General features: G+C 43.7%; 15 protein-coding genes. 14 read left to right on the forward strand and 1 reads right to left on the reverse strand.

Annotation, left to right across the window (positions count from 1 at the left end):
- Window positions 1–108 precede the first annotated feature (108 nt).
- The 3 genes from ilvB to LG34_RS10770 all read left to right on the forward strand — a co-directional run bounded on the left by ilvB (window position 109) and on the right by LG34_RS10770 (window position 3,673).
- Window positions 109–1,842 carry a biosynthetic-type acetolactate synthase large subunit gene (gene ilvB / locus LG34_RS10760; RefSeq protein ID WP_109216040.1) on the forward strand — a complete coding sequence of 578 codons (1,734 nt, stop codon included), beginning with the start codon at window positions 109–111 and terminating at the stop codon, window positions 1,840–1,842.
- Between the two features lie 15 nt (window positions 1,843–1,857).
- A complete protein-coding gene (gene ilvN / locus LG34_RS10765) occupies window positions 1,858–2,355 on the forward strand; it encodes an acetolactate synthase small subunit (protein WP_109216041.1) in 498 nt (165 codons plus the stop codon).
- A gap of 292 nt (window positions 2,356–2,647) precedes the next feature.
- Complete coding sequence (locus tag LG34_RS10770) at window positions 2,648–3,673, forward strand: branched-chain amino acid aminotransferase (protein WP_109216042.1); 1,026 nt, start codon at window positions 2,648–2,650, stop codon at window positions 3,671–3,673.
- A gap of 165 nt (window positions 3,674–3,838) precedes the next feature.
- Here the strand turns inward: LG34_RS10770 and LG34_RS10775 are convergent, their stop codons facing one another.
- Complete coding sequence (locus LG34_RS10775) at window positions 3,839–5,134, reverse strand: HlyC/CorC family transporter (protein WP_109216043.1); 1,296 nt, start codon at window positions 5,132–5,134, stop codon at window positions 3,839–3,841.
- Between the two features lie 251 nt (window positions 5,135–5,385).
- On the opposite strand from LG34_RS10775, the gene LG34_RS10780 reads away from it, so the two are divergent.
- The 11 genes from LG34_RS10780 (at window position 5,386) to LG34_RS10830 (ending at window position 18,111) form a co-directional block, all read left to right on the forward strand.
- A complete protein-coding gene (locus LG34_RS10780) occupies window positions 5,386–5,760 on the forward strand; it encodes a TIGR04086 family membrane protein (RefSeq protein WP_242979882.1) in 375 nt (124 codons plus the stop codon).
- A 153-nt stretch (window positions 5,761–5,913) separates the two neighbouring features.
- Window positions 5,914–6,054: a six-cysteine ranthipeptide SCIFF gene (scfA, locus tag LG34_RS10785; RefSeq protein ID WP_021737595.1), complete on the forward strand. Its 141-nt coding sequence runs from the start codon at window positions 5,914–5,916 to the stop codon at window positions 6,052–6,054.
- A gap of 131 nt (window positions 6,055–6,185) precedes the next feature.
- Complete coding sequence (gene scfB / locus LG34_RS10790) at window positions 6,186–7,553, forward strand: thioether cross-link-forming SCIFF peptide maturase (protein ID WP_109216045.1); 1,368 nt, start codon at window positions 6,186–6,188, stop codon at window positions 7,551–7,553.
- Complete coding sequence (gene secD, locus LG34_RS10795) at window positions 7,550–9,709, forward strand: protein translocase subunit SecD (protein ID WP_109216046.1); 2,160 nt, start codon at window positions 7,550–7,552, stop codon at window positions 9,707–9,709. The genes scfB and secD overlap by 4 nt, the downstream gene beginning before the upstream one ends.
- Window positions 9,710–9,802: 93 nt before the next feature.
- Window positions 9,803–10,051 carry a DUF4190 domain-containing protein gene (locus LG34_RS10800; RefSeq protein WP_109216047.1) on the forward strand — a complete coding sequence of 83 codons (249 nt, stop codon included), beginning with the start codon at window positions 9,803–9,805 and terminating at the stop codon, window positions 10,049–10,051.
- Between the two features lie 472 nt (window positions 10,052–10,523).
- Window positions 10,524–11,102, forward strand: a complete 579-nt coding sequence (locus tag LG34_RS10805) for an ABC transporter permease (RefSeq protein WP_109216075.1) — start codon at window positions 10,524–10,526, stop codon at window positions 11,100–11,102.
- 139 nt (window positions 11,103–11,241) lie between these two features.
- The gene (locus LG34_RS10810) at window positions 11,242–12,180 is read left to right on the forward strand and encodes a glycine betaine ABC transporter substrate-binding protein (protein WP_109216048.1); all 939 of its coding nucleotides are present in this window, start codon (window positions 11,242–11,244) and stop codon (window positions 12,178–12,180) included.
- A gap of 98 nt (window positions 12,181–12,278) precedes the next feature.
- Window positions 12,279–13,037 (forward strand): ABC transporter ATP-binding protein, encoded by a 759-nt coding sequence (locus LG34_RS10815; RefSeq protein WP_109216049.1) that lies wholly within the window; start codon window positions 12,279–12,281, stop codon window positions 13,035–13,037.
- Window positions 13,034–13,690, forward strand: a complete 657-nt coding sequence (locus LG34_RS10820; RefSeq protein WP_109216050.1) for an ABC transporter permease — start codon at window positions 13,034–13,036, stop codon at window positions 13,688–13,690. The genes LG34_RS10815 and LG34_RS10820 overlap by 4 nt, the downstream gene beginning before the upstream one ends.
- A 122-nt stretch (window positions 13,691–13,812) precedes the next feature.
- Window positions 13,813–15,621 carry a bifunctional homocysteine S-methyltransferase/methylenetetrahydrofolate reductase gene (locus LG34_RS10825; protein WP_177956956.1) on the forward strand — a complete coding sequence of 603 codons (1,809 nt, stop codon included), beginning with the start codon at window positions 13,813–13,815 and terminating at the stop codon, window positions 15,619–15,621.
- A 15-nt stretch (window positions 15,622–15,636) separates the two neighbouring features.
- Window positions 15,637–18,111 (forward strand): homocysteine S-methyltransferase family protein, encoded by a 2,475-nt coding sequence (locus LG34_RS10830; protein WP_109216052.1) that lies wholly within the window; start codon window positions 15,637–15,639, stop codon window positions 18,109–18,111.
- Window positions 18,112–18,211 lie beyond the last annotated feature (100 nt).

Consider the following 18,211-nt stretch of genomic DNA (forward strand, 5'->3'; position numbering starts at 1 on the left):
TTCCCAAAGTTCCATAAAATGAAGGGATCACTTCTACATAAGAAATAGATGTATATAAAAATCCGAAGTGATGTAGGGACAAAAAGGAAGGAAAAAGGAGAGAGTTGAATGGATATAACAGGAAAAAAATTATTTGTAAAAGCTCTTCTTGAAGAAGGCGTAGATACCGTGTTTGCCTATCCGGGCGGAACGGTAACTGATTTATTTGATGAATTATATCTGATGGGAAATGGCAAGATTGATCTGGTTTTGCCACGTCATGAGCAGGCGCTGGTTCATGAGGCAGAAGGTTATGCCCGTGAGACCGGAAAAACAGGCGTATGCCTGGTAACAAGCGGTCCTGGTGCGACAAACACCGTGACAGCCATTGCAGATGCTTTTTATGACAGTATTCCACTGGTTGTATTTACCGGTCAGGTACCATTAAATCTGATTGGTAACGATGCATTTCAGGAGGTTGATATCGTCGGTATGACACGCGGTATCACCAAATACAGTGTGACAGTCCGTGATCGCAAAGATTTGGGAAAAACCATCAAAATGGCATTCCACATTGCAAAAACAGGAAAGCCGGGACCGGTTCTGATCGATCTTCCGAAAGATATTCAGACTGCAACAGGTCCGTCCGAATACCCGGATCATGTAGACATCCGTGGTTACAAAATTAACGAGGGCGTTCACCTTGGACAGTTGAAAAAAGCGACAAAATTACTGAAAGTGGCACGCCGCCCGCTAATCCTTGCCGGAGGCGGTGTCAATATCTCAGGGGCTAACGAACTGTTAGAGCAGATCGTAAATATCACACATGTTCCGGTTGTTACAACCGTTATGGGAAAAGGCGCGATCCCGTCCGACCATCCGTATTACGTTGGAAGCAGCGGAATGCATGGCCGTTATGCGGCAAATATCGCAGTCAGCAAATGTGATGTGCTCTTTTCCATTGGAACCCGTTTCAATGACCGTATCACTGGTGATCTGAACGAGTTTGCACCAAAGGCCAAGATCATTCATGTGGATATCGATGCAGCAGCGATTTCCCGAAACGTTGTGGTAGATGTGCCGATCGTAGCGGATGCAAAAGTTGCCCTGCAGCAGATGTTGGAATGGGTAGAGCCGAAGGATACTGACGAATGGGTAAAACAGATCGCAGCCTGGGATCATGAGAATCCACTGGAAATGCGCCGTGATAAAGGCATGACACCGCAGATGATCATGGAAGGTTTAAATCAGGTTTACGATGAAGTTACATACGTTACTGACGTAGGTCAGCACCAGATGTGGGCAAGCCAGTATCTGGATGTAAATAAAAATAAGAAGATCATCACTTCCGGCGGACTTGGAACCATGGGATTTGGTTTCCCGGCTGCACTTGGAGCAAAGATGGGACATCGTGACAGAGATGTGGTATGTATCACCGGTGACGGTGGATTTCAGATGAACATGCAGGAGATGGCAACCGCTATTGTACAGCAGACGCCGATCACCGTTTGCCTGCTGAACAACTATTACCTTGGTATGGTTCGTCAGATGCAGCAGCTATTCTACGGAAAACGTTATTCTGCTACCTGTCTGCGCCGCCGCAAAGGATGTCCGGAACATTGCAAGGGACCAAATGAAAGTTGTCCGCCATATGTACCGGATTTCATGAAATGGGCAGAGAGTTACGGTGCACACGGCATCCGTGTCACAAAGGAAGAGGACATTATTCCGGCACTGGAGGCAGCAAAGAACAATACCGATGCGCCGACTGTCATCGAATTTATGATCGCTACAGAGGAAATCGTACTTCCGATGGTTCCGGGTGGAAATCCGATGAATAACATGATTCTGAAAAGCAAATAAGGGAGGAGAATGGCAATGAAAGACAGATGGATTGCATTATATGTAGAAAACCAGGTTGGTGTTCTTGCAAAAATCTCCGGTTTATTTGCAGGAAAATCCTACAACCTGAAAAGTCTGACCGTAGGTACGACAGAGGAGGAGGATACTTCCAGAATCACCATCAGCACAGTGTGCGATGACATTACCTTTGAACAGATTAAAAAACAGTTAAACCGTATGGTTGAGGTTATTAAAGTTATGGATCTGACCGATGTACCGATCCATATGAAAGAGCTTATGTTTGCCAAGGTGAAAAAATTAAGCAACACTGATAAGGCAGAAGTATTCCGAATTGCAGAGACCTTTCATGTAGAGCCGGCAGACATCGGAATGGACAGTGTTCTTTTAGAGTGCAAGCTGACAGAGCGCAGAAATAACGAACTGATCGCCTTTTTAAAACAGCGGTTCCAGAGTGTGGAGATTGTGCGGGGTGGTGCAGTAGCTATCGAATCTATCAGTACTTCCTGTAGATAATTAATTTAGGAAGCTCGGGTTGGATGTGAAAAAACTGCTGGAAGATGCATTTTTGCAGTCGCAATGATTAGTAAAAAATACAATTCATGTGAAGAATGGGATATCGGATGAATTATTGAATGAAAATTAATTCATCTTTTGCCTGAAACACATGAAAAAAATGCAGGCATTTTTTGAAAAAGAACTGGAAATGCTCTATGATTTGCTGTATAACAGTACATAGAGAGAAAAAACGTAAATGCAGGAACAAAAAGTGAAAATTGCAAAATAGATAAGAAAGAAGGATATCACAGTGGAAAAGAAGAATATCGATTGGGAAAACCTGGACTTTGGATATCGTCAGACAGACAAACGTTTCGTAGCAAATTATAAAGATGGCGCATGGGATGAGGGAACTCTGACCGAGGACGCTACTATCGTATTAAACGAGTGTGCAGGTGTATTACAGTATGCACAGACTGTTTTTGAGGGATTAAAAGCATACACAACCGTAGACGGAAAAGTAGTTATTTTCCGCCCGGACTTAAATGCATCCCGTATGGCTGATTCCGCAAGAAGACTGGAAATGCCAGTTTATCCGGAAGATAAATTCATCGAGGCTGTAGAGAAGACTGTAAAAGCAAATATGGCTTATGTTCCACCATATGGTACAGGCGCAACACTTTACATTCGTCCGTATATGTTCGGAAGCAGCCCGGTTATCGGTGTAAAACCGGCACAGGAATATCAGTTCCGTGTACTGACAACACCGGTTGGACCGTACTTCAAAGGCGGCGTAAAACCGTTAACAATCCGTGTGACAGATTTTGACCGTGCAGCTCCTCACGGAACAGGTCATATCAAAGCCGGATTAAACTATGCAATGAGCTTACATGCAATTGTAACTGCTCATGAAGAAGGATATGCTGAGAACATGTATCTGGATGCTGCAACACGTACAAAAGTTGAGGAGACAGGTGGCGCAAACTTCTTATTCGTTACAAAAGACAACAAGATCGTAACACCGAAGTCTGACAGTATTCTGCCATCTATCACACGTCGTTCTCTGATGTATGTAGCTGAGCATTACCTTGGACTGGAAGTAGAGCAGAGAGAAGTATATCTGGATGAGGTTCCGAACTTCGTTGAGTGTGGTCTGTGCGGTACAGCAGCAGTTATCTCTCCAGTTGGCAAGATCGTAGATCATGGTCGTGAGATCTGCTTCGCAAGCGGTATGGATGAGATGGGACCGGTTCTTGCTAAAATGCGTGAGACATTAGTTGATATTCAGGAAGGCAAGATTGAAGCTCCGGAAGGATGGATTCACGTAATCGAGTAATCAAAAAAAAGAAGTAGAATTGTTTCAGAGAGTTTGTAAGATTTCTCACTGTGAATAAATAATGAAAATAAAAAAGAGATTTCCCTGTGGTTATGAGCCATAGAGAAGTCTCTTTTTTGCTGTTATAAAATGATAAATGTGATGTCAGCAGATCGGTTTATTTCATTACTGATATCCGTCTTTTGAACCGAAATTTTCAGCTTTAGCAGAAATCTCCGGAAGACGTACATAAATCTTCTCAATTCGATGCTTATTCTTTGTGCGCACCTGCAGGAAAATGCCATCCGGTGTCATAATAGATTCCCGAATCTTTGGCAGATGGTCTAACAGACCGATCATATAGCCGCCGATGGAATCGTAATCATCGGATTCCAGATGCAGGTTCAGTGCATCACTGAAATCTTCCAGATTCATGGAACCTTCCACCAGATATTCATGATCCGAAATCTTCTGGATCGGGTCTTCTTCGTCATAGTCGTATTCGTCACGGATCTCTCCGACGATTTCTTCAATCAGATCTTCTAATGTCAGCAGACCGGCGGTTGTGCCGTACTCATCAAGTACGATAGCAATATTAATGGAAGAGTTTCGCATCTCCACCAGAAGATCCGCCGTGTGTTTGTGTTCGTAAGTAAAATACGGTTCGCGCATCAGCTCCCGCACGGAGAAATGCTCCCGGTCACATAAAAGCAGGTCTTTGATATTTAAGATACCGATGACATCATCGGTGGTCTCTTCGTACACCGGCAGACGGGTAAAACGGTCTTCCCGGAAAATATCGAGAATTTCGTCATAACTGCTGTCCACCTGAGCAAAGGTCATATCGATACGTGGTACCATGACTTCTTTTGCCAATGCATCGCCAAAATCGAATACGTTGTTGATCATTTCTTTCTCTTCGGATTCAATGACACCGGATTCATGGCTGACATCCACGATGGTACGCAGCTCACTCTCTGTCATGGCCTGCTTGCCTTCGGAAGCTTTGACACCCGTCAGACGAAGTACCAGCATTGCCAGATGATTGATGATAAAGATGACCGGAGTCAAGACTTTCATCAGGATCCAGATGATGTTACAAAAACGCAGGGAAATTTTTTCTGCCCGCAGAGTTGCAATGGTTTTCGGAGAAATCTCACCGAAGATCAGGATCAGTACCGTCAGGATTCCGGTGGCAATTCCGGCACCGGTGCTGCCAAAAATATGAATGGTAAGGGTGGTAGCCAGAGAAGAAGCGGTCAGGTTGACCACGTTATTGCCGATCAGGATCGCACTAAGCATCTTTGCGGAGTCATCCGTGATTTTCAGTACCCGGGTGGCACGCTTGTTTCCTTCCTCTGCCAGTGACCGCATACGGATGCGGTTTACGGTAGTCAGTGCCGTTTCCGATGAGGAAAAGAACGCTGATAAACCCAGCAGAATGACCAGTATGATTAATTGTATTGTGGAACTTATGTCCAAAAATAATTCACCTCTCTAAAATAAATATGTTGCCTGTAAGCACAGCGTGTCACAGATTATGTGTAAAATGCGCTGTGGGATTACAATTTTTATTCTATATATTACAGGAAACAAATAGGATTTTCAAGGGATTGTTGCGAAAAAAAGAGGTTCTATCCGTCGGATTGTCCGAATATATATGTATAACAGAAAAAAATTGTGACAGAAAACATGAGAAATAAAAATCGAAAACAGTAATGGGAGGAAGAAAAATGGAACGAGCTGAAGGAAATAACAAGATCGTACTGAAAGTATTGAGTACATTGCTGGTTATGTACATATTAACGGGGGCAGCGCTGTTTTTGCTGGCATTTCTTCTTTATAAAATGGAGCTGACGGAGAATATTGTCACTATCGGCATTATGGTAATCTATGTAGTGTCGGGACTGCTGGGTGGCATTATTATCGGAAAGCGGATGAAAACGAGACGTTTTTTGTGGGGGATTCTGATCGGCGGAGCATATTTTGTCGTGTTACTGATCGGTTCCCTGTTGATGAACCAGGGAATTTCCGGTGATGGACTGCATGTTGGCATGACATTGATCATGTGCATGGGAGCCGGAATGATCGGAGGAATGATCAGTTGAATATGTTCAGTTCCCCATTTAAAATGTAAGGGTTTTATATCTGTTTTGTGAAAAAATGTTTTGCTTTGCATGCGGATAAAAAAAGACTTCCTTTATAGCGGAAAATATGCTATACTCTTGACATGTATAATAAAGAAAGGAGTTTTTCTGACCATGAAACATGTAAAAACATTAAATACAAAAAGATTACAGAACACAGTAAAAAAAGGTGGATGTGGTGAGTGCCAGACATCATGCCAGTCTGCTTGCAAAACTTCCTGTACAGTAGGAAACCAGAGCTGCGAGCACAAATAAGAAAAACAAAACGGATTATGAACAAAGGGCCGTATGCTAAGGCATGCGGTCATTTGCACGTTTAGAGGAAAAATAAAAAGCAGCGGAATTTGCTGATTTTATAGACAAAAATAGAAAGAGAGGAACTACATTTGGTTCACCAGTATAAAAATAATGGTTATAACATTGTTCTTGATGTAAACAGTGGTGCGATCCATGTGGTAGATGATGTCTCCTATGATGTGATCGCTCTGTACGAAGATCACACACCGGAGGAGATTGTAGCAGAACTGTCCGGAAAATACAGCGAGGCAGAAGTGAAAGAAGCCTGTGAGGAAGTCGCTTCCCTGGCAGAAGACGGAGAGTTGTTTACAAAAGACGAATACGAAAATTACATTATGGACTTTAAGAAACGTCCGACAGTTGTAAAGGCACTTTGCCTGCACATTGCACACGACTGCAACCTTGCCTGTCGCTACTGCTTTGCAGAAGAAGGCGAATATCATGGTCACAGAGAACTGATGAGTTATGAGGTCGGAAAGAAAGCACTGGATTTCCTGATCGAAAACTCCGGAAGCCGTCGCAATCTGGAAGTAGATTTCTTCGGTGGCGAGCCTCTGATGAACTGGCAGGTTGTCAAAGATCTGGTAAAATACGGCAGAGAGCAGGAGAAGCTGCATGACAAGAAATTCCGTTTTACACTGACAACAAATGGTGTATTACTGAACGATGAAGTAATGGAATTTGCAAACAAAGAAATGGGTAACGTTGTCTTAAGTATCGATGGAAGAAAAGAAGTACACGATCACATGAGACCGTTCCGTAACGGAAAAGGAAGCTACGATATGATCGTGCCGAAATTCCAGCAGTTTGCAGAGAGCCGCAATCAGGACAAGTATTATGTCCGCGGTACTTTTACTCATTACAATCTGGATTTTGCAGATGATGTCCTTCATCTGGCAGACCTTGGGTTCAAACAGATTTCCGTTGAGCCGGTAGTAGCAGAGGATTCTGAGGAGTACGCACTCCGTGAGGAAGACCTGCCGAAGCTGTTTGAGGAATATGACAAACTTGCCGCTGAAATGGTAGAAAGAAAAAAAGCCGGAAAGGATTTCAATTTCTTCCATTTTATGATAGATTTAGAGGGTGGTCCATGTGTGGCAAAGAGATTATCAGGATGTGGTTCAGGTACCGAGTACCTGGCAGTTACACCGTGGGGTGATTTCTATCCTTGCCATCAGTTTGTAGGAAATGAAGAATTCCTGATGGGAAATGTCTGGGACGGCGTAAAACGTACCGACATTCGGGATGAATTCAAATGCTGTAACGTTTATGCAAAAGAAAAATGCAGAAAATGTTTTGCAAAATTCTATTGTAGCGGCGGATGCGCAGCAAACTCCTATCATTTCCATGGACATATCAATGATGCATATGATATTGGCTGTGAACTTCAGAAAAAGCGTATTGAATGTGCAATCATGATCAAAGCGGCAGAAGCTGAGATGGAGGTAGAAGGATGAAAAAGAAAAAGGGAGTCGTAGTCTTTCTGGTAATGATCATTGCGATGTTACTGCTTGGCTACTATTCTTATGGTATTGTAAAAGGTACCGCAGCAAAGGACAATGACAAAGGTGTTAAATTAGGCCTGGATCTTGCCGGTGGTGTCAGCATTACATACCAGGTAAAAGGCGATGAGACACCGTCTGCAGAGGATATGAGTGATACTGTATACAAACTGCAGAAACGTGTCGAGACTTACAGCACAGAGGCTGAGGTTTATCAGGTAGGCGATAACCGTATCTCCGTAGAGATCCCGGGCGTATCTGATGCAAACTCAATTCTGGAAGAACTTGGAACACCGGGTACTCTGGAGTTTAAGACAACAGAGGGCGAGACATTCATGACCGGTGAGATGGTAGCCGATGCACAGGCTGCCACACAGAGTGATACAACAACATCCGGCAGTAAATATGTCGTTCAGTTAAAACTGAATGATGAAGGTGCTAAGATTTTCTCTGAAAAAACTGGAGAATATCTGAATAAAGTACTGCCAATTTATTATGATGGTGAGTGTATCAGTTATCCGACGGTACAGAGCCAGATCACAAATGGTGAAGCTGTGATCAGTGGTATGAGCAGTTATGAGGATGCAGAAGCACTTGCTTCCCAGATCCGAAGCGGTGCTCTGAAACTGGAACTGGAAGAGTTACAGTCTGAGGTCGTTGGAGCAAAACTTGGTTCTCAGGCAATCAAGACAAGTATTATTGCAGCAATCATTGGTATCCTGATCATCATTGCATTCATGCTGATCGCATACCGCATTCCGGGACTGGCAGCATCTATTGCATTGCTTATCTATACCGGTATCATTCTTGCAATTTTACATTTATATCACATTACACTGACCTTACCTGGTATTGCAGGTATTATCCTGTCCATTGGTATGGCGGTGGATGCGAACGTTATTATTTTCGCACGTATCCGTGAGGAAATTGCAGCAGGACATTCTGTTGCACAGTCCATTGATATTGGATTTAAGAAAGCATTTTCCGCGATCTTTGATGGAAATATCACCACATTGATCGCTGCAGCTGTACTTGGTCTGCGTGGATCAGGTACGGTAAAAGGATTTGCAGCAACACTGGCAATCGGTATCGTATTCTCCATGTTTACGGCACTGGGAATCTCCAGATGGCTGGTAAAAGCATTGTATGGACTGGGATTCCAGGATAAGATATTTTACGGTGAAAAGAAAGAGCGCAAGAGCGTCAACTTCCTTGGAAAACGTGGATTATTCTTCGGAATTTCCCTTGCAGTGATCGTAGCTGGATTTGTTGGCATGGGCGCACACAAAGCTGGTAACGGACAGGCATTAAACTTCAGCATGGAGTTTAAGGGTGGTACAGCAACAACTGTTGCATTTGACAAAGATTACACCATTGAGGAGATTGATGATCAGATCGTACCTTATGTAGAAGAAGTAACCGGCGATGCAAACGTTCAGACACAGAAAGTTGCAGACAGCAACTCTATCATCATCAAGACCAGAACACTGGATCTGGATGAGCGTGAACAGCTGGCAACAGCAATGGAAGATAACTTCGGTGTTCAGGAGAGCGATATTACATCTACAAACATCAGCTCCACCATCAGTAGTGAGATGAGAAGTGATGCAATCGTAGCCGTGATCATTGCGACAATCTGTATGCTGATCTACATCTGGTTCCGATTCAAAGATATCCGTTTTGCAAGCAGTGCGGTTATCGCTCTGGTACACGATGTACTTGTAGTATTAGCATTTTACGCATTATCCCAGACATCTGTGGGCAGCACATTCATTGCCTGCATGCTGACTCTGGTAGGTTACTCCATCAACGCGACCATCGTTATCTTCGACCGTATCCGTGAGAATATGGCTCTGGCAGGAAGTCAGAGAAATACCGATCTGAAAGAGGTCGTAAACAAGAGTATCACACAGACATTGTCACGAAGCATCAATACTTCCCTGACAACATTCATCATGGTATTTATGCTATTCATTTTGGGTGTATCTTCCATCCGTGAATTTGCAGGACCTCTGATGGTTGGCGTTATCTGCGGTGGATATTCTTCCGTATGCATCACAGGTGCACTGTGGTACGTATTTAAGACAAAATTTTCTAAAAAGAAAAACTAAGAAAATCCTAAGAAATATCAGATTGTTTCTCTGAATGAAATATGATATTCTATACGAATTAAAGCACAAAAGAGAAGCAACAGGAGGAAAGTTATGGAAAACAATAATAATAACCGTGCAGTGGCATCACTGGTTTTAGGACTTGTCTCTATCGTGACATGGCTGTTCCCGATTGCCGGATATATTACAACCATTCTGGCAATTGTATTTGCAACAAAGGGACGTCACAGTGAGAAAAAAGGTATGGCGACAGCAGGTCTGGTACTTGGAATCATTTTCTTGGTAGTGACATTGCTGAATTCCATTTTTGGAGCAATCCTTGGGGTATTGGCAAATTTATAAGCGTTTGAACGCAGGATAAGCAAAGTGATTATGTTCATGAGCAAGTAGCAGAAGCGGATTGTGAATGTCCGTTTTACTGAGATAGCAGTTGTAGCGATACAACTGCTATCTTTTTTCTTTATAGAAGAATAGGAAAAATGAGAAAAAGGATTTTTTTGCAAAATATGTCCGATTGCTTTTTGTAAAAAAGTACCAAGATATGTGAAAGAAATATTGAAAAAGTTGTTGTAACCATGGAAGTTACAAAAATACCTAGTAATTTACTCTAAAATGTAGTAAGATAGGTTGCGTCAGGCTGATATTGGCTTGCAGGATAATTGTTTTTTTGCTAATATAGGTAAGATTAAGAAAGTAAGTATCAGTAAACTTTGGCTGTTTTTATGCAGACAAGATAGAAATATCAGGAAACGGAGGAGAAGTCATGCAAGCATATGTGGAATATTTTCAAACGCATGGGCAGGAGTATCTGCATATGATTTGGCAGCATGTGTATCTAAGCCTTCTGGCGGTTGCCATTGCAGCTGCGATCGGTATTCCATGCGGAATCCTGTGCCTTCGTGTGCCAAAGGTGAAAAAAATACTGACCACCGGATTCAGTGCATTACGTATAATACCAAGTCTTGCGGTGTTGGTTATTCTGATTCCGATTATGGGCGTTGGTGTGAAACCGGCTTTGACAGCGTTGGTTATTCTGGCAATCCCACCAATTCTGATCCAGACGACACTGGCTTTTTCACAGGTTCCGGCATTTATGTTGGAAGTGGCAGATGCCATGGGAATGGATAAAAAGAGAAAGTTCCGCCAGGTGGAAGTGCCGTTGGCAATGCCGGGCATTATCAGTGGTATCCGCATGGCGATGTCCGAGGTTATTGCAAGTGCGACACTGGCTGCGTATATCGGCGCAGGCGGTCTTGGTATTCTGATTTTTAATGGAATTAATCTGCTGAAAACGGAATATCTGGTGATCGGGGGTGGAACCGTAGCGGTGATCACAATGCTTTGCAGTATGGGACTTGGCGCGATTCAGAAAAAATTGAGCCGAGCAGCTTAACAAATCAAATATAAAAGTAGCATATGAATTGCTAAATGTAAGGAAAACAAAGTGCAGAAGGAGAAAATTCCAGAGCATACTATCAATAGATATCATATAGAAGAATTGTTCAAAGAATGAACTACAGGAGGAAAAAGAGATGAAAAAGAAATTATTTGCAGTAATCCTTGCAGTTGCGTCTTTTGCAGCGCTTGCGGGATGCGGAAGTAACGGAACAACAGACCAGAAAGCAGATGGAAGTGCAGCAACTGAGAGCAATAGCAGTGCAAACGAGGACACTACCATTAAGATTGGAGCAAAAAGCTTTAGTGAAAGCAAAATTCTGGGCGAATTATATGCGCTGGCACTGGAAGATGCAGGTTATACCGTAGACCGTGAATTTGAGGTATCCGACAATCTGATCCATCAGGCAGTATGCGACGGTCAGATTGATATGTATCCGGAATACACAGGTACTGCATTGCTGACCATTCTGGATCAGCCGATGGAAACAGACCCGCAGGTGACTTACGATACCGTAAAGAAAATGTATGCAGAGAACTTCAATCTGGATGTTCTGGATATGTGTGAGGCAAGCAACGGAAACGGACTGACCATGCGTGCAGACGTGGCAGAGAAATATGGCATCAAAACAATTTCAGACCTTCAGGCAAATGCAGAAAATATCCGTTTCGGTGGAACATCCGATACCTTTGAGCGTGAAGATGGACTTCCGGGACTGGAGCAGACATACGGAACATTTAATTTCAAATCTAAAAATACCTTTGATAATTCTCTGAAATATCAGGCAATGGAAAATGATGAGGTAGACTGTGTACCGGCTTACACCACAGATGCACAGCTGAGCAGTAATGAATTTATTCTGTTAGAGGATGACAAACATTTCTGGCCTCCGTACAACATTATCCCGGTTGTTCGTCAGGAAGTGATTGATGCACATCCGGATGTAGCAGAGATCATCAACAAGATCAGTGCAGCAATTGATACAGAGACAATGACAAAATTAAATGCACAGGTAGACATCGACAAAGAAGAGTACGAAGATGTAGCAGCAGATTTTTACGCTACAATAAAATAGCAGGACTAAAGAATCAGAAAAGATGCACAGAAACCAGACATTTTTCCATATAAAGTAGGAAGAAAATTGTCTGGAACTGTGTAGAAAGGAATAGAAGGATGAGCATTGCAGTAGAATTTCAGGATGTGGTAAAACGGTTTCCGAATGCAACGGAAAACGCCGTGGATCATGTCAGTTTTCAGATTCAGGAAAAAGAAATGATCACGATTCTGGGCACTTCCGGTTGTGGAAAAACCACGCTGATGAAAATGGTGAACCGGTTATATGATCCGACTTCCGGAGAAATCCATGTATTTGGCGAAAATATCCAGAAGACAGATCCGGTGCAGCTGCGCAGAAAAATCGGATATGTGATCCAGCAGGTGGGCTTGTTTCCGCACATGACCGTTGAAAAAAATATTGCAGTGGTACCGGAAATCCTTGGATGGGATGCCGAACGGATCCATACCAGAGTGACAGAATTGCTGGAATTGGTAAATTTGAATCCGGAACAGTATCGCAATCGTTATCCGGCGCAGCTTTCCGGCGGACAGCAGCAGCGCGTGGGACTTGCCCGCGCACTGGCAGCTGGTCCGTCATTGATGTTGCTTGATGAGCCATTTGGAGCCATCGACGCTATCAACCGGACAAAACTGCAGGATGAATTATTGAAAATACATGAGCGTGCAGGATTGACCTGCATGTTTGTCACCCATGATGTGACAGAAGCATTGAAACTTGGAACCCGGATCATGATCATGAATCAGGGAAAAATTCAGCAGTTTGATACTGCAAAACAGATTTTGGAATATCCGGCGAATGAATATGTGGCTTCATTGCTACAGTCGGTACAGGAAGGATTAAACTTTTTCAGATGACACGTTTTATATCTTATACAACGAGACATTATGACAAGTTAATACAGGCTGTTCTGGAGCATTTCGAGATTGTAGGGATTACACTTTTGATTTCCATCGCTCTGGCATTTATGATTTCCATGCTGGTGATGGAGCATAAGCGAATCACAACATGGATCATGCGGGTTTCCAGTATGATCTATGCGATTCCAAGTCTGGCGCTGTTTGCCCTGCTGCTGCCGGTGACGGGATTGGGCATGCAGACGGCGATTCTGGTGCTGGTGATCTACAATCAGTTTATTCTGGTGCAAAGTTTTACCGACGGATTTACGGCGGTGGAACCAGGAGTCCTTGAGGCAGCCACTGGAATGGGAATGACCAGAAATCAGATTTTTCGAAAAATCCGATTGCCACTGGCGTTAGATACCATGATCGCGGGAATCCATATCGCGATCATTTCTACCATTGGAATTGCGACCATTGCGTCCACCGTCGGAGCAGGCGGTTTGGGAACCATATTATTTGAAGGCATGCGTACCCAGAATGTGGTAAAAATCGTCTGGGGAACCGTGTTGTCCATAGCGATGGTACTAGGTGTAAATGGTATTTTAAAACTGGTAGAAAAAAGAATTAAGAAGAAACTTTACAGCAATGCAGGTCAGAAGAAGGAATAAAAGCCATTTTCAGTACCTGCTAAAATGCGTTATAATACATAGAAAATATAGGTACGTTTTTTATTTCAGTAGGTATATAGTCTCAGACTGAGATGGACCATAGATGGAATTTGGAGAAAATAATGATTAGAGAATATTTAAAAGAACATATTCTGATCACAGATGGTGCCATGGGTACTTACTATGACAGAAAAAAGACAGAGAATGGAAGAATTGCAGAGGAAGCAAACCTATTGGAGCCGGAACTGATCAGCCGGATTCATGAGGAATATCTGGAGCAGGGAGCCAGACTGATCCGTACGAATACATTTGCGGCAAACCATGCCATGGCACTGAGCAAAGGCATTCATAATCGTCAGGAGCAGGATGCTTATGTGAAAAAAATAATCCAGACTGGTTGGAAACTGGCACAGGATGCGGCACAGAAACGCCAGGAAGAAATTTTTGTGGCAGCGGATATCGGCCCGGTGGCAGAAAATCTGTTTTACGAGGATGAATTTAATGAGACAGAAGAATACCGTTTTTTAGCAGATTGTTTTCTGGAATGCGGGGCACAAATTTTTAATTTTGAGACATTCTCTGATATCAAAGCGGTTGCAATAGCGGCTCGCTATATCAAAGAAAAATGCCCGGAAGCATTTGTGATGATTTCCTTTGCTGCCAATCGAAATGGATATACGACGAGAGGAATCAGTATCAGCCGTCTGTTTGCGGAGGCAGCACAGACACCGGAAATCGACAGCTATGGATGTAATTGCCTGCTTGGTGCAGCCCATATGTACAAACTGATCAAGGCGCAGAAACTGGCTACGGAGAAATATATCCAGGTATTGCCAAACAGTGGATATCAGCAGATTGTCCGTGGACAGGCAGGTCATGCGGATGGCGTGAACTATTTTGCAGAAAAAATGGAGCAGATCGCAGATCTTGGAGTAAATATCCTTGGCGGATGCTGTGGCACCACACCAAAGCACATTCGGGTGCTTTGCGAAAAACTGGCAGGAAAAGTACCACAGAAAAAACTGGCGGCAGAAAAAGGTGCAGAAGATACCGTATCTCAAACACGAAACAATCCGTTTATGGCAAAATTACAGCGTGGAGAAAAGGTCATTGCAGTGGAGTTGGATCCGCCTTTTGACCAGAATGCGCAGAAACTGATGGAAGGAGCGTTCCTGTTAAAACAGAGCAACGTGGACATTATTACTCTGGCGGATTCTCCACTGGCCAGAGCAAGAGCAGATTCTGTTTTGCTGGCTGCAAAAGTAAGTTCCATGGTGGATATTCCTGTTATGCCACATATTGCCTGCCGTGACAGAAACCGTATCAGCATGCATTCCACATTGCTGGGAGCTCATATCAACGGAATCCGCAATCTGATGATCATTACCGGTGATCCAGTTCCTTCCGGGGAGCGCGACAATACAAAGAGTGTGTTTGACTTTAATTCTATCCGTTTTATGGATTATGTAAAAGAACTGAATCATGACATATTCCTGCAGGATGCTTTTTCTTATGGCGGTGCGCTGAATCAGAACCAGGCCAATACGGACAAAGTAATTGAGCGTATGAAGAAGAAAATTGATGCAGGTGCTTCCTGGTTTATGACACAGCCAATTTATTCTGATGAGGAAGTAGAAAAGCTGGCCAGAATGAAGCGGGAGTTGAACACAAAGATTTTATGTGGTATTATGCCGTTAGTCAGCTATCGCAACGCGATGTTTATCAAAAACGAGATGCCGGGCATTCAGGTGCCAGATGAAATTGTGGAACAGTATCGGCCGGATATGAGCCGTGGGGAGGCAGAGGACGTGGCTGTCCGTATATCCCTGTCTGTGATGGAAAAACTGGAAAATATAGCTGACGGATTTTATTTTATGACACCATTTAACCGAGTATCGCTGATCTGCCGGATCATTGATGCGCGGAAATAGTATAGGAGAGTTGAAATGACAAGAGAAGAACTTTATGGACTGTTGGAAAAAGGTCCGGTATTTCTGGATGGAGCTACCGGAAGTAACCTGCAGAAAGCAGGTATGCCAACTGGTGTATGCCCGGAGCAGTGGATCCTGGATCACCCGGATGTAATTGTAGACCTGCAGAAGCGGTATATCGAGGCGGGAACTCAGATTTTGTATGCACCGACTTTTTCCGGAAACAGAATTAAATTAGAAGAATACGGTCTGGCCGATAAAATTGTAGAGATTAATACAAAACTGGTGCAGCTTTGTAAAGAAGCGGCCGGCGACAAAGGTCTGGTTTGCGCTGATATGACGATGACTGGTGAGAGCCTGGAGCCGATGGGCGATCTGGAGCTGGAAGAACTGATTGATATTTACAAAGAGCAGGCGAAAATCCTGTATGAAGCAGGTGTAGATCTTTTTGTCGTAGAGACAATGATGAGTCTTGCGGAGACCAGAGCAGCAGTTCTGGCCATCAAAGAAACCTGTGATCTGCCGGTCATGGTATCCATGACTTTTGACGAAAAAGGAAAAACATTATACGGAAATACACCGGAAGGCTGCATGGTTGTATTACAGAGCCTTGGAGCAGACATTGTTGGTATTAACTGTTCCACCGGACCGGAGAAAATGGCAGAAATGGTTCGTCAGATGAAAAAATATGCAAACGTGCCGATTCTGGCCAAACCGAACGCAGGTTTGCCACAGATGGTAGATGGTGAAACTGTTTACGATATGGGACCGGAAGAATTTGCATCTTTCGGACCGATGCTGATGGAAGCCGGAGCATCAGTACTTGGCGGATGCTGTGGAACCACACCGGAGCACATTGCACGCCTGGTGGAGACAACAAAGGATATCGTGCCGGTTCCAGTAATGAAAGAGCACAAACGTGTACTTGCCTCCGAGCGTGCATTGCAGGAAATTGACATCAACGGACCGTTCCTTGTTATCGGTGAGCGTATCAATCCGACCGGAAAGAAGGCGCTGCAGGAGTCTCTGCGTCAGGGAAGCATGGATGTTGTCTGCGATATGGCAGAAGAGCAGGAAGAGATGGGTGCTCATATCCTTGATATCAATATGGGAATGAATGGAATTGATGAGAAAGCCATGATGCTGGAAGCCATTCAGGAAGTGACCATGACCACAACCCTTCCACTTTGTATCGATTCCAGTCATGTGGACATTATTGAGGCTGCCCTGCGTCATTATCCGGGACGCGCACTGATTAATTCTATTTCACTGGAGAAAGAAAAATTTGAAAAACTGCTTCCTATTGCAAAAAAATACGGAGCAATGTTTATTTTGCTTCCGCTGTCTGATGCAGGATTGCCAAAGGATATTGATGAAAAGAAGGAAATTATTCATAAGATTCTGGATCGTGCATTAGAACTTGGCATGTGCAAAGAAGATATTGTAGTAGATGGACTGGTGGCAACCGTAGGAGCAAATAAAAATGCGGCTCTGGATACATTGGCAACTATTCGTTATTGCAAAGAAGAGCTGGGACTGGCAACTGTCGGCGGATTATCCAATATTTCCTTCGGATTGCCGAATCGTGGATATGTCAATGCCGCGTTTGTGACCATGGCGTTACAGAGTGGACTGACCATGGCCATTGCGAACCCATCCAGTGATATTATGATGAATCTGGCAGCAGCCAGTGATTTACTGTTAAACAAGACCGGTGCGGATCTGAATTATATCAACCGCATGGCTGAGTTTGACGCGAAAAAAAAAACTGAATCTGTAAAGAAAGCGGAAACAGTAAAACAGGATGCAAAAAAAGAAGCCACTGTTCTTGCTGAGAAAAAAACTGAGGAAACTTCCGTTGCGCACAGCGCTATTTATAAAGCTGTATTAAACGGGTCCATGAAAAATATTCTGGACGAAGTAAAAGCAGGACTTGTAGCCGGTATGGAACCAGGAGTAATTGTCAGCGAGGAGCTGATTCCGGCTATAAATGAGGTGGGAGACCTTTTTGAACAGCAGAAATATTTTCTGCCGCAGCTGATTGCCAGCGCGGAAACCATGAAGAAGGCCATTGAATATCTGGAGCCAATGTTGTCCTCAGGCGATGAGACCGGTCCGAAAGTGACCATTGTCATTGCAACCGTGGAAGGTGATATTCATGATATCGGAAAAAATCTGGTGGCATTGATGCTGAAAAACTATGGATTTCGGGTGGTAGATCTGGGAAAAGATGTGTCAAAAGAAACCATTGTGCAGGCGGCCATTGATGAAAATGCGGATATCATTGCATTGTCAGCGCTGATGACGACCACTATGATGCGTATGAAAGATGTGGTGGAACTGGTCAGAGAAAAAAATGTCGATGCGAAAGTGATCATCGGTGGTGCGGTTATCACGCAGAGTTATGCAGATGAGATTGGCGCTGATGGGTACTCCAAGGATGCAGCCGATGCTGTGAGACTGGTGCAACGTCTTATGGGACTGGCATAAATTCTTGTTTAGGGTAAGTTGGAACAAGCAGAAACGAACTCCAACAAGAACCTGAAAAATTTTCTGTGATCACTGCGTCGCCTATTTCCTAAGTGGAGGT

It is taken from the genome of Eubacterium ramulus (genome assembly GCF_003122485.1).
Classification (GTDB): domain Bacteria; phylum Bacillota; class Clostridia; order Lachnospirales; family Lachnospiraceae; genus Eubacterium_I; species Eubacterium_I ramulus_A.